The sequence below is a fragment of the Pseudomonas sp. C1C7 genome (assembly GCF_013359595.1).
Lineage (GTDB): Bacteria > Pseudomonadota > Gammaproteobacteria > Pseudomonadales > Pseudomonadaceae > Aquipseudomonas.
Window position 1 is genome coordinate 84,419 of record NZ_JABFMP010000020.1, and the last position, 13,339, is coordinate 97,757.

A 13,339-nucleotide genomic window follows, 5' to 3' on the forward strand; every position below is an offset into this window, starting at 1 on the left:
ATAGCCTTTTTGGCCTGAACGCTTATGGCCGTCCTCATCCTTGAGGATGGCCATGTCAGTACATCGGGACTCAGGAAGCCTTTATGTCAGTCAAAAATGCTGTAGCAGTTGTACTCAAGGCGATGCGAAAGGCTCGAGGACTGTCTCAGAAGAACTTGGCAGAAGTCAGCAGTCGAACTTACGTTTCAAAACTGGAGCGGGGTCAAAGCAGCCCTACCTTGGAGATGATGTCGACTTTGAGCTCTCCGCTTGGCTTGAGCCCACTTGGATTGGTAGCCCTCACCTTGGCTACAGAGACAGGGCAATCCATCAGGTCGTTGATCAACCACGTTGAGAATGAGTTTGAGGAGTTGGTACAAGCAGGTGCGCTCAAAGAGCTTCAGATTCCAACCGTTGAGCCATCGCCGCAGGGACGGGGCAGAAACCTACCGAAGAGCCGTCACACCTTGAGGTCGCTTGGGCAAACTGAGTTTTGTTTCGCCGATTGAGACTTGCAACTTGCGCAGTTCCAGCCAAGCCAGGCCCTTCGTTGGCCGGTAGGGCTCCGTGCCGGGTCGCAGCTTTCGGCCGATTCTGTTGAAAAAGTCGCTTTGCCGAAACGGTCTCATCGTTGATCGGTGAAAACGCCTCTTTTGCACGCTCCTACGTGAAATCGTAATCCGGACGCCTCTGCCCAAAGCAAAGATTTCAATCTCACGCGCTTACTTTTCTGCCGAGGAAACCATGGCCGACTTTTTCAACAGAATCGGCCATAAGCGGCCTCTCGCTGACCAGCTTGGCTCAACCCCGTACGTATTCAGTAATAGACATCGCTATTAGCGACAGGTACTGACAATAGAAGAGTACAAGTACAAGACTTCGATCCATTGAGGGGCTAGTTGAAGAAATCATTGCCTAAGCGGTAGGCACGAATCGATTACCTCGATTGCCATTTGAAGCTTCTGTCTTAGCAGCGGCAGTTCTGCTGCATGCAACGCAAGCGGTCTCCCTGCCATACCCAGAAGCGCGGCCAGTGCAAAGTCAGAATGCTTCACCAGGGCAACTAGGTGGTCACCACGCGGGCCATTGCTTCCTGCCATCCAATTCTTGACCGTTCTTTCGTTGGCATTCGTCCAACGCATTAACGTTTTCGTCGCTTGATGCGTTTCGCCAAGCTCGTTGTGAAGTGCATGGGCGATGGCAGCTGCGTACTGTTCTTGGGCCAGAAAAGAATTACCCGTTTTCGTGAACATTTTTCCCTCCCCGATCTTCTACCTTCTTTAGAGCGATTCGAAAAAAAGTGATTGGTCACGCTTGGCGTTAGCCTTACCCGTAGTTGGTAGGGCGAGGACGTTGTCAATGCAAAGGCTCAATGATGCATGTGGAGCTGGTAATGAGTCCAACACGACCCCGGCAGCCGCGTATGTCCGCATGTCCACTGAGCACCAGCAATATTCCACTGAGAATCAGCTCGACGTCATCCGCATCTATGCCGCCACTCACACACTGGAAATTGTGAAGGTCTACACGGATTTGGGTAAGAGCGGCCTCCGCCTAGAAGGCCGTGAAGCACTCAAGCAGTTGTTCTTCGATGTGGAAAGTGGCCGAGCTGAATACTCGACTGTTCTCGTTTATGACGTCAGCCGTTGGGGGCGATTCCAGGATCCCGATGTCAGTGCCAGTTACGAGGTGCGATGCCGTCAGGCGGGAGTTTCAGTTCAATACTGTGCCGAACAATTTATCAATGATGGATCACCTGTCTCGAACATTGTTAAAAGCGTAAAGCGGATGATGGCCGGTGAGTACAGCCGGGAATTGTCGGTAAAAGTTTTCGCAGGGCAATCCCGGCTTATAGAGCTGGGATATCGCCAAGGAGGCATGGCCGGGTTTGGGCTCAGAAGGCAGTTGATCGACAGCAATGGCTCACCGAAAAATGAGCTAAGCATTGGTGAACATAAAAGCATTCAAACAGACCGAGTGATATTGGTACCGGGCCCACCGGGTGAAGTCGAAATGGTGCTGAATATCTATCGACTGTTTGTTGAGGAAGGCAGGAGCGAGCGTGAAATTGCCGAATGGTTGAATGCTCAAGGAGTGCTGACAGATCGTGAACGAATGTGGTCTCGGGGCACCGTGCACCAAGTGTTGATCAACGAAAAATACATCGGAAACAACGTCTGGAATCACAACTCCTTCAAGCTGAAGCAAGCACGGACTCAGAATCCGCCAGAAGAGTGGGTACGGGCAAATGCAGCGTTCCGACCTATCGTAAGCACGATCCTCTTTCAGGCCGCTCAGTCGATCATCCTGACACGTTCCTATCGTATGCCCGATGACGAGATGCTTAGCGTGTTGAGGAGCATATATGAACGCCGTGGCTTTCTTTCGGGGCTGGTCATCGACGAAGCGGAGGGATGTCCATCAAGCAGCGCGTATCAAAGTCGATTTGGGAGTTTGCTCCGGTGTTACTCGTTGGTTGGGTACACACCCGCGAGAGACTATTACTACATTGAGGCCAACAGACGACTGCGCGAGATGCACCCCAGGCTTTTGCAGCAGACGATAACGAAAATCGCGGAGGTCGGTGGTCAGGTCTCGGTAGATCCGCAGACTGACCTGATGATGGTTAACCAGGAACTATCCATATCACTCGTACTGTGTCGCTGCCTGACAACGGTGGCTGGCCATAAGCGCTGGAACATTCGGTTTGACCTGGGATTGAATCCTGACATCACTGTGGCTATTCGAATGCAAGAACTCGAAGATGCCGCACTGGATTACTACATCCTGCCCACCATCGACATACAATCTCCTAAGTTGCGACTAGCGGAGAGCAATCAGGCCGATCTTGAGATCTACCGGTTCGACACCCTGGATATCCTCTCGGAACTGTCTCGCCGTGTTGAATACAGGAGGGTGGCATGACGACCGCGATCCTACCTCCGCATAGAGCACCAATGCATGTGGCAGAAGAGTCGATGATAAGCCTCATCCCTCTCACCGATATTAGGGTGCTTAATCCCCGTATGCGCAACAAGCGGGTGTTCGCCAAACTGGTAGAAAACATCTCCGCGTTAGGTCTCAAACGTCCGATTACAGTCGCACCAACCACGACCGGTACCGAGCCCTACGAGATCGTGTGTGGCCAAGGTCGATTCGAAGCATTTCAAGCTCTAGGTGAGAAAACTATTCCTTGTATCGTGGTCAGCGCCACGGAGGCCGATCGTTACCTTATCGGCCTGGTAGAGAATCTTGCACGGAGAAAACATTCCAATCGTGAGCTTTTGACTGCAATCCAGATCCTTTCCGACCGCGGATATACGTGCCTTCAGATCGCGAATAAAACTTGCCTGGACTCAGGTTACATACAAGGAATTTTGACGTTGCTTCGGCAAGGTGAGGAGCGGCTGATCGCGGCTGTCGAGAAGGGATGGCTATCCATAAAACTGGCGATTGATATCGCTCGTTCTAAAGACAGCGACGTCCAGCAGGCCATGATAGACGCCTACGAAAGCGGGTTGCTCAGAGGCGAGCAGTTGATGAAGGTACGTCGACTGATTGATAGACGAAAAACGTTTGGCAAGAACTACAAAAGTGCTCCAGCGACGAAAGAGAAAGCCACCCCTCAGAAACTGCTCAATGCGTACCAGAAGGAGGTTCGGCGCCAAAAGGTGATGATCAAAAAATCGGACATCAATGAGCAGCGGCTTCTAATCATCGTAACCGCCATGCGCAAGCTGCTGGCTGATGAGTACTTCAGCACCCTTCTTCGTAACGAAGAAATACCTGACATGCCCAAACCGTTGGCAGATCGAATAACAGGGAATGTGCAATGACGAGCCAAGTAAAACAAGCCTTCGAACAGCGCGTCATTGCAGTTCCCTTGGAGCGCATCCTGCCGTCACGCCAAGTCTCGCATTTGATGGTTGGTAGTAAAAAATATGCCAGCATTTTGAGTTCAGTGAAGGAACTTGGTGTCGTCGAACCGCTGGTTGTCCATCCCAAGCCGCTTATCGAAGATGGGATTGCTTCGTACATGCTATTGGATGGGCATCTTCGTCTTGAGGCGCTCAAGGCCTTGGGGGCAAAAGAAGCACTATGCCTGGTCTCGACTGATGACGAAGGCTTTACCTACAACCGACAAATCAACCGGCTGACTCCGATTCAAGAACACAAAATGATTATCTCCGCCATGAAGCGGGGGATTGAAGCGGAACGAATTGCCAAGGTGCTTGGAATCAACGTGGATCGTGTCCACGAGCGTGAAAACCTACTCAAAGGAATAGCGCCTGAGGCAGCCGAAATGCTTAAGGTGCGAATGGTCTCGCAAGATGTCTTTCGATCCCTACGAATGATGAAGCCGATCCGCCAAATCGAAACGGTGGAGATGATGATTTCGGCAAACTGCTTCACTAGGAATTACGCACGCATGGTGTTGGCCGCCTCCCGGCCAGAGATGTTGGTAGAGCCGAAGAAGAAGTCGACTTCTGACGTCAGTGCTGTAGACATCGCCCGCATGGAGCGAGAACTGGAAAACCTGCATCACGACTACAAGCAGGTAGAAGACACCCTGGGTGAGACGATGTTGGTTCTGGTCGTAGCCAAAGGATATCTCATGCGGATCCTTCGAAATGAAAACATTGCTGCCTACATGACGCGTCATTACGCCGAACTTCTGGAGGAGTTGGTTTCAATCATGGAAGCAGTGACTTCGGATGCCCGGCAGTTGGAGCGCGAATAAGGACAAGGCATAAAGAGGCTAAGCTGATCTTTTCCACGGAGGAATCGAGATGCCCAATGAAGACCTACTCCCTTCCCTGCTGTTCAAGCTCAATCATAATCAGTTGGCCCTAGAGGCGGCCATAATGGAACTGACACTCTGGGCCGAGAAACAGGGGGCAGCCGAAGTCTCCAGCAACGTACGCGGAGCGCTAGCAGCCATTACCAGAAACGAAGAGTTTATAAACATGACGCTTGCGTTGCTTATGACGCCGGAGTGAATACTAAAAACGATAGGAATTGTTGAAGTATTCACAAACCATGAATGTCTGCTTCGGGTCGATTTCTGTCCGTTACGGCAGGCAGAAATCGGCCGATTCTGTTGAAAAAGTCGGATTTTCAGGAAGCGTGGCGCTGAGCTTGGCCTTATCAGAGAACCTATTCACCACTGTTAAGTGGCTTTTCGGTCCTTCGTTAACCGTTGCTGCTTTGTTAATGGCTTGATTTGAGGGTTTTTGCTTGAAACAGGCGTATCTATCCTGTGGCGGGTGGCCCTTGAGATGTAAGTTTGGCCAGTCGACGCAGGTTCTGTACTGCTGCCGCCAGCGTGAATTCATCGGTCGCGCCACTCATGCCACGTAGTCGCAAGCGATCCAGTTTCAAGATGCGCTTGAGGTGGGCGAACAACATTTCGACCTTCTTGCGTTCGTGACGAGAGCGCACGTACTCCGGCGTCCCCGCGATGCGGCGAGCGACATCACGAGCCGCTTCATGAACGCTGCGGACAATCTTACGAAACGGAGCGTTCGGGCAGCACTGCGCCTTCATTGGACATTTCGCGCAGTCGGTTTGCCTGGATCGGAAGTTGATGGTGTTGGCTTTCGTGACGTGTGAACGCTGGTTCTTGAAAGCACGCCATTCGCTACGTAATGCGTTACCAGCAGGACAGCGATATTCCTCAGCGTCTTGTTCCAGCGGAAGTCTCTGCTCGAAAAACTGTCGTCCTTGCGCTCTGTTTTGTCCCACACCGGCACATGCGGCTTGATGTCTTTTTCCTCCACCATCCAGGCCAGCATCGGCGCGGTACCGTAAGACGTGTCGCCGATGAGGCGATCCGGCTTAATGTCGAACCGTTCTTCGACCCGATCAATCATCGTCTTGGTGCTGTCGACCTCAGCCGTTCGATGGGCAGGTGTGGGCTCCACGTCCATGATCACGCCATGCTCGACATCAATCAGGTAGTTTGTGGAATAGGCGAAAAACGCTGGCCCACCCGGGGCGGCCGTCCAACGGGCTAAAGGATCAGTCAGCGATAAGCGCTTGGGAAGTGCTTCAGCCAACGCCTCTTCATCAAGGGCTTCAAGGTACTCGCGTACGGCACGCGTACTGAGCGACGGGTCGCTCCAGTTGATCTCATCATCGCCAGGCACGCCACGCTGCCGACTTGCATCCGCCTTGATGATGCTGGCGTCCACGGCAAAGCCTTCGCCCTTGCCCAGACCCGCGTCCATGCAGCGATGCAACACTTCATTAAACAGCCAGCGAAACAGATCGCTGTCCCGGAAACGGCCGTGTCGATTTTTGGAAAACGTCGAGTGATTGGGGACTTCATCTTCAAGGCTTAACCGGCAGAACCAGCGATACGCCAGGTTCAAATGGGCCTCTTCGCACAACCGCCGCTCGGAGCGAATGCCATAGCAATAGCCGACGACCAGCATGCGGATCATCAATTCAGGATCAATCGACGGACGCCCAATCGGGCTATAGAAATCGGCGAGGTAATGGCGCAAGTCGCTCAGATCGAGGCACCGATCAATGTTGCGAAGAAGGCGGTTAGCTGGGATGTGATCTTCGAGGTTGAACGAGTAAAACAGCCGATCCTGCCCACTCGGTAACTGTCCCATCATGCTGCGTAACCTCCCGCCTGCCGATGGAGTGATTTTGCCGCAGGCCAGACAGGAGAGCTACTTTTTCAACAGAATCGACCAGAAGCAGCCAGTCGACATAGATCGATAAATCTCCGTCGTTCAGTCGTTTCAGAATCTAGCCAAACGCTCAGTACTACGTGAATTTCACGTTGGAGACATGGGTAGACCTCCATCTGGTCAGGTGGCAAATCTGCACCACCCCTCTTCAGAAAAACACCGAACGGTCGATGTTTGTGTTAGCCATCAACTGGCGCCAATCTGATTGGCGCAACAACATTTTGCTGAGAGCACGGGTCGTCACATGAGCGTTTACGAAAAAAAAGAAAAGCCAGGGGCCGCGTTGGAAAAAACATTGGCTGTTGTCGAAGAGTTAAGTCGATGTAAACCTCGTGGGCCTTCGGAGCGACGACCTAGTGCGATGAGTCTGGCCAAATCCTTTACTGATTGGAGTCTGGTCCTTTCAGTCGCCTTGCTTACTCCGCCGGCATTAATGGTGTTTTTCGTCGATCCAGCAGCCGCCTATGGCTGGGCAAAAATCATTGCACTTGCCGCGCTTATAATGTCTATGGTTCTTGCCATCGCCTCATTGGTAGCCCCCATTGTTGCTTCAGGCTGGTTGCTTTATCGATGGGAGAGCGTAAATCACCAGAATATGAAAAACGATATCATCCACGAACACGCAATAGCAGACAGGCTACGTAGTCATGGGACGCCAGCTTTAGAGGACGCTAAATGTTGGCTGGAACTAAAAATCAAGCGAATGGAATCCCGCGTCACCTGGTTCTTTGGTGACAAGACGGCCGTACTGGGTTTGTTAGCAACGGCTTACCTATTTGCCAAAGAGCTAGGCGGTATCGAGTTGATGGAAAAAACAATGCGTGCTGGTCCAAGCCTGGACGAGCTTGGTGGCACGGCATTAATGCTCGTGGCGGCTTTGATATTTGGATTATCGCTTGGGGCAATTTTCAATAAACATATAGCGGCACGTTACAGATACCAAGTTGAATTGATAGACCTGGCGAAACGTGATGCCGCTCAATAACTATTAGAATGCAGGCCGTTCAGGCCTTTTGCTTCAGATGCTAGAGTCCGCTATCTGGCCGATTGCAGTCGGTCACGAAGGGAGGCAGTCTACCCAAAACAGCTAGTTTTCAAAATTTATTGCGGCTGATCATAGCGTCTACTAATACAACCAAGCAGGTGTTAAAAGATTTAAATCAAAAAAAATTGAAAAAGGACTGAAGTGAGGCGAGGTAGTTAAGGTTTCTCGATCAATCATAAATTTAGTGTGCCATATCTATATGTAACTTGCTTGGAGCTTGGCAGGACAGATGGCAGTCCGAGTTGCCGGGCCATCCCATCTATTAATTGAACGACGTCGGCTCTAGTTTCGGCTAAGTACTCCATATAGTAGTATACTATTTTTGGCGTATTGTTTTTTAGTTTTACGGTGTATGCAATAGTGCGCTTTTCGTTAGGACCGATCGTTTGAGTTGCTTCAATTTGTTGTAGATCGATGTTTTCAGACCAAACTCCTGAATTTTCGATTTTCGTCAAATTGCTCCTGTATAGCTTGTTAGATATAATGAGCCTGGTGGGTTGCATCAGTAATTCGTATTCCCCGTTATTGACTAATTCAAAAGCAATTGTTAAATATCCATTTTTATATTCAATATTAGGGTTGATCCTAAAATCAACTTTTGGACGAACAGCCTCTAGAAGCTCAATGCTTTTTTCGGTTATCGTGGCGCTTTTTATTAGTGCGTCAATTTGTGCATTCGATTTTGCAACGTCTAGCTTTATCTTTGACAGCTCAAATTGAATGTTGTTTAGGTCGGTTGACGAACGATACATGTCGGCTTCCTGCCTCCCAACAAAAACATATCCACCTATGCCGAGAATTAAAATATTAATTGCAGAAAGAATAAGTGTTGCTATCTCGATTGGCTTTGTCTCCTTGTTTTCCATGGTGTAAATGCCTTTATGTATAGGTGTTAGCAGTATTGTAATGTTTAGCTCGACTTGTAAATCGTGTTTTGATTATCTAACACTTCGTCTGCAAGTGGAATTAATCAGTAATTTAGCGTAGCGCGCTGAAAAGAAAACAACCAGGTTGCTTGTCAGATTCCCAGTCTTTCATATGAAAAATCGAACATCCGCTCCTGGCCGATTGTTGCCTTTCGCGAAGGGCAGCAAAGGGTCGATTCCGTTGAAAAATTCGGTCTGCTCAAAGCGCTGGAATATGGATGGGTAAAAACACCTCTTTTGCACGGTGCTACGTGAAATCCGAGTCTTGAACTTTCTGTGTAAAGACAGATTTCAATCTCAGGCGCGTACTTTTTGCGGTGGAAGCCGATACTGCTTTTTCAAGAAAATTCGATCCATTGCAGAAGGGCGAGAATGACTCGAGTCACCCCAAATAAGACGTCCTTCGTTCTCCGTAGGTGCCAGTGTGGTGGGATCGAACTGCAGCCACGCTATGCCTAGGCAGCGCAGTTCATCGCTTTTGTCGCCGGTCAGGAGAATGCGTTACTGGACGTTCACGTGCCAGGTTTTGACCGATGGTAAGCCGTGAACTTAACTCTCAAGGTGCTATGGCAACGGTAACTACTTCCAGATCTGAAGTGCGGCGCTCTCACTCACATGTCAGCAAGAGTGCAGGTATGCGAAATGCGCGAACGGGAATCTGCAGGGGAAAACTCGGTACGAACCGGGTTAAGGCAACTTCATGCTCAACCATTATGGGCGTTGCTGGGCATTGTGATTGTATTGATCTCGCTGACACTGGCTTCGCTACAGGCACCGTACCCGAACCCGTACAAAACCCTCTCGCACCGAAGCTTGTTCGAGTTGCTTCGATATCCGATTGAACGTAACGCCACCCAACGTTTGCAGGTTGTAAAAATGTGGGTTCGTAAAGTCGTATTCCTGTCCGATGGCCAGCGCGGCTGGGCAGTGGGTGGAGACGGCACGATCCTGGCCACTAGCGATGGCGGTCGCACTTGGTCGTCCAACTGGTTGAAGGCCTTACCTATAGCGGTTCAGTTCAACGCTGATGGCCAGCACGGCTGGGTCGTGGGTGTTGATGGCGCGATCCTGTTCACTAGCGATGGCGGTCGTACCTGGGCCGCGCAGTCCAGCGGAATGAAGGCCCCTCTTTATGCGGTGCACTTCAATGCTGATGGCCGGCACGGTTGGGTCGTGGGCGATGACGGCACGATACTATCCACTAGCGATGGCGGTCACACTTGGGCTACGCAGTCCAGCGGGGTGAAGACCCCTCTTAGTGCGGTGCACTTCAACGATGATGGCCAACGCGGCTGGGCCGTTGGTGAGCGCGGCACGATCCTAGCCACAAGCGATGGCGGTCGCACCTGGGCCGCGCAGTCCAGCGGAGTAAAGTCCACGCTGTGGGCGATGCAATTCAACGCCGATGGCCAGCGCGGCTGGGCAGTGGGTGGAGACGGGATGATCTTGGCCACTAGTGATGGCGGTCGCAACTGGGCCGATCAGCCCAGCGGGGTGCGGGAAATATTGATGGGGGTGCAGTTCAACGCCGATGGCCAGCGCGGTTGGGCAGTGGGTGAGTACGGCACGATCTTGGCCACTAGCGATGGCGGTAACACCTGGACCGTGCAGGCCAGTGGGGTACATACCACTCTGAGTGGGGTGCAATTTAACGCTGATGGCCTGCGCGGCTGGGCGGTAGGTGAGAGCACGATTCTCGCCACGAGCGATGGCGGTAGTGTCTGGGGCCCGCGAACTCGTGTATCTCCGCCGTTTTTGGGCGCGGTGCAGTTCCTAGCCGAGGGTCAGCAGGGTTGGGCAGTGGGTGCTAACGGCGCGATCCTGTCCACTAGCGATGGCGGTCACACCTGGGCCGTGCAGTCCAACGATGTGCATAGAGATCTGGAGGCAGTGCAGTTCAATGCAGATGGCCTGCGCGGCTGGGCGGTGGGTAATAGCGGCTCGATCGTGGCCACGAGCGATGGCGGTAGCACTTGGGTCGCACAACAAAGTGGCGTGGAGAACACTCTGTGGGCGGTGCAGTTCAACGCCGAAGGCCAGCGCGGGTGGGCGGTGGGTGGTAGCGGCACGATCCTCTCTACGAGCGATGGTGGTGGCACTTGGGTCGCTCAGCAAAGTGGCGTGGAGAACACTCTGTTGGCTGTGCAGTTCAACGTCGAAGGCCAGCGCGGCTGGGCGGTGGGTGGTAGCGGCACGATCCTCGCTACGAGCGATGGTGGTGGTACTTGGGTCGCTCAGCAAAGTGGCGTGGAGAACACTCTGTGCGTGGTGCAGTTCAACGCCGAAGGCCAGCGCGGGTGGGCGGTGGGTGATAGCGGCACGATCTTGGCCACGAACGATGGTGGTCGCACCTGGGCCGCACAGTCCAGCGGGGTGCAGGACGATCTGAAGGGAGTGCAGTTCAACGCTGATGGCCTGCGCGGCTGGGCGGTGGGTGATAGCGGCACGATCTTGGCCACGAACAATGGTGGTCGCACCTGGGCCGCACAGTCCAGCGGGGTGCAGGACGATCTGAAAGGAGTGCAGTTCAACGCTGATGGCCTGCGCGGCTGGGCAGTGGGTTATCATGGCAAGATCCTGGCCACAAGCGATGGCGGCCTCACCTGGGTTGCCGAGCAGCAGTCGCTGCGCTATTCGCGCTACCCCGCCCCCTGGTTTGGTTTGAGCCTAATCGCCGCTGGACTGTGCTGGTGGCTCTCCTTGCGGCCCGCTCCTGATGCGATGGAGCAAGGTGCGGAGGCGATGGTCACAACTGACGCGCCCACCACGGATTATGCGCAAGATCGACTGCGCTTCGGGCCTTTGGCCAAAGGTATTTCTCGCTTTTTGCGCAGCACTTCGACTGAGCCTTCGTTAACGTTGGCCATCTCAGGTGATTGGGGCAGTGGCAAGAGCAGCCTGATGGCCCTTGTGTGCAACGACCTACGCCGGCATCGCAGCCGGCCGGTGTGGTTCAACGCATGGCATCATCAAAAGGAGGAACAGCTGCTGGCGGCTCTGCTCAATGCCATCCAAAACCAGGCCTTGCCTTCATCCGTTACTCCGAACGGTTGGATCTTTAGGCTTCGCTTGCTGTTTCTGCGCTCCAAGAAGCATTTCGTGCTTGCCTTCGTGACCGTGGGGGCAGTGTCTGCAGTGATTGCGTTCCTGATGACGCACGACTTGGAAGTATGGAGCAAACTTTGGAACAGTGTTGCTAGGATTTTGCCTTGGCTAGACACTGCAGCAAGCGGAGATGTCACTAAACTATCCCCCACTGATTTAGGCAAACTCACTGCGCAGTTTGCAAGTGGCATTACAGTGCTAGTTGCGTTGCGCAAGGCTTTGACCGCCTTTGGTGCTGACCCGGCCGTTTTGCTGTCTGCAACCGCCGAGCAGTTTCGACTGAAGGACGCGAGTGCATTAACTCATTTTCGTGCCCGCTTTGCCGCACAGTTTGACGAGGTAACACAGTGCTTGCCCTACCGTATGGTCATCGTTATCGACGATTTGGACCGTTGCCGGCCGGAGTCCGTGCTTGACGTGATGGAGGCAGTCAACTTCCTTGTCAGTTCAGGCAAGTGCTTCGTAATTTTCGGCATGGCAACGAATCGCGTACAGGCGGCGCTAGCGATGTCGTTCGAGAAGATCGCAGCAGAAATGGTCGACCTTGCCTCTAGACCTGGCGAAGCACCATCTCCTGATGAGAAAGAATACATGGAGCGCGAGCGCAGGCAATGCTACGCGCGTGACTACATGGAAAAGCTGGTAAATCTGGATATCCTCGTACCTACCAGCTTGAACACGGAGCCTCAACGCCTGCTGGAATCGCAGGAAGACACCACTGGAAGCCTGAGCCAGGCCCTGCGCTCGTTCTTGAGTATTTGGCCACTTGCGTTATGTGTAGTTGCGATCGCATGTGGATGGAATCTCGGCGCACGCTGGCAGTTCACTGAACCGCCACCGGCAATTATATTGCAGACAAGCGAGCCTGCGCCGACCTCTGTAACTCCTGGCAATACACCGAGTCAGGTTAACCCACCATCAATTTTGATAGCACCCTCCACGACGCCGACGCCCGAATTACAGCCGGGTGACGACCGAGGGATCTCCTGGTATGCATTTGCAATCCCAATTGGGGTGCTCATGCTATGGGCGACAGGCTTTACGCTGATCAGGTTGCACACCAATTTTTACCAGGTGAAGGACTCGCGTGCGTTCTCGGAAGCGTTGCGCGTATGGATGCCGCTCGTGCAGCAATATCGGAAGACACCCCGCTCGCTAAAACGCTTTGGCAATCGCATTCGTTACCTTGCGATGCTTCAACAAGCCGAGCACCTGGACGATTCGCACTTCGATGCACTGTCCAGAGCGGTTTCCAGTTGGTGGGGCAATTCGAAGTACGAGACCATGGCTGCGACCGAATCCATTGCCACCGTGCCGCTTATCCAGAGCGGGAGTGGTCTAGGCGAGGACTTGATTGTTGCCATGGGCGCACTTAACGAGGTCTGCGGATTTGGCTGGCGAAAGTGTATCGAAGGGCATTTTCCGGTCGGCTTCGAGGAAGTCGTGCGCAAAGCCATTGAGGACCACTGTTGCTTGGGGAACGGAACGCACTGGCCGCCTACGCCAGCTGAAATGGATAGCTTCGAAAGGTCATTGCAGGGCATCCGCGTGCCATCCAAATGATGTCAGCAGCACTGTAT

The 13,339-nt window shown here is 52.9% G+C and carries 10 protein-coding genes and 1 pseudogene; 7 read left to right on the forward strand and 4 right to left on the reverse strand.

What is annotated here, in order from left to right; genetic code table 11:
• Positions 1-83 precede the first annotated feature (83 nt).
• Positions 84-488: a helix-turn-helix domain-containing protein gene (locus tag HNO86_RS17660; RefSeq protein WP_175378216.1), complete on the forward strand. Its 405-nt coding sequence runs from the start codon at positions 84-86 to the stop codon at positions 486-488.
• A 399-nt stretch (positions 489-887) separates the two neighbouring features.
• Here HNO86_RS17660 and HNO86_RS17665 read toward each other — a convergent pair whose 3' ends face one another.
• The gene (locus HNO86_RS17665; RefSeq protein WP_175378217.1) at positions 888-1,232 is read right to left on the reverse strand and encodes a hypothetical protein; all 345 of its coding nucleotides are present in this window, start codon (positions 1,230-1,232) and stop codon (positions 888-890) included.
• Positions 1,233-1,338: 106 nt separating this feature from the next.
• Here HNO86_RS17665 and HNO86_RS17670 point away from each other — a divergent pair, with 106 nt between their 5' ends.
• The 4 genes from HNO86_RS17670 to HNO86_RS17685 are packed head-to-tail and all read left to right on the forward strand — an operon-like array spanning position 1,339 to position 4,979.
• Complete coding sequence (locus HNO86_RS17670) at positions 1,339-2,904, forward strand: recombinase family protein (RefSeq protein ID WP_175378218.1); 1,566 nt, start codon at positions 1,339-1,341, stop codon at positions 2,902-2,904.
• Positions 2,901-3,815, forward strand: a complete 915-nt coding sequence (locus HNO86_RS17675) for a ParB/RepB/Spo0J family partition protein (protein WP_256672673.1) — start codon at positions 2,901-2,903, stop codon at positions 3,813-3,815. Before HNO86_RS17670 ends, HNO86_RS17675 begins: the two co-directional genes overlap by 4 nt.
• Positions 3,812-4,720 carry a plasmid partitioning protein RepB C-terminal domain-containing protein gene (locus HNO86_RS17680; RefSeq protein WP_160104745.1) on the forward strand — a complete coding sequence of 303 codons (909 nt, stop codon included), beginning with the start codon at positions 3,812-3,814 and terminating at the stop codon, positions 4,718-4,720. Before HNO86_RS17675 ends, HNO86_RS17680 begins: the two co-directional genes overlap by 4 nt.
• 49 nt (positions 4,721-4,769) lie before the next feature.
• Positions 4,770-4,979 carry a hypothetical protein gene (locus HNO86_RS17685; protein WP_175378219.1) on the forward strand — a complete coding sequence of 70 codons (210 nt, stop codon included), beginning with the start codon at positions 4,770-4,772 and terminating at the stop codon, positions 4,977-4,979.
• A 72-nt stretch (positions 4,980-5,051) separates the two neighbouring features.
• On the opposite strand, the gene HNO86_RS17690 is transcribed toward HNO86_RS17685, so the two are convergent.
• Complete coding sequence (locus HNO86_RS17690; protein WP_175378151.1) at positions 5,052-5,315, reverse strand: hypothetical protein; 264 nt, start codon at positions 5,313-5,315, stop codon at positions 5,052-5,054.
• Positions 5,233-6,605 (reverse strand): annotated as a pseudogene (locus HNO86_RS17695) (transposase). Before HNO86_RS17695 ends, HNO86_RS17690 begins: the two are co-directional and overlap by 83 nt.
• A gap of 322 nt (positions 6,606-6,927) precedes the next feature.
• Between HNO86_RS17695 and HNO86_RS17700 the strand changes: the two are divergent.
• The gene (locus HNO86_RS17700; RefSeq protein WP_175378220.1) at positions 6,928-7,668 is read left to right on the forward strand and encodes a hypothetical protein; all 741 of its coding nucleotides are present in this window, start codon (positions 6,928-6,930) and stop codon (positions 7,666-7,668) included.
• 233 nt (positions 7,669-7,901) lie between these two features.
• On the opposite strand, the gene HNO86_RS17705 is transcribed toward HNO86_RS17700, so the two are convergent.
• Positions 7,902-8,594 carry a hypothetical protein gene (locus HNO86_RS17705; RefSeq protein WP_175378221.1) on the reverse strand — a complete coding sequence of 231 codons (693 nt, stop codon included), beginning with the start codon at positions 8,592-8,594 and terminating at the stop codon, positions 7,902-7,904.
• A gap of 702 nt (positions 8,595-9,296) precedes the next feature.
• Here HNO86_RS17705 and HNO86_RS17710 point away from each other — a divergent pair.
• On the forward strand, positions 9,297-13,322 hold the full coding sequence (locus tag HNO86_RS17710) for a YCF48-related protein (RefSeq protein WP_175378222.1): 4,026 nt from the start codon (positions 9,297-9,299) through the stop codon (positions 13,320-13,322).
• Positions 13,323-13,339: the final 17 nt, after the last annotated feature.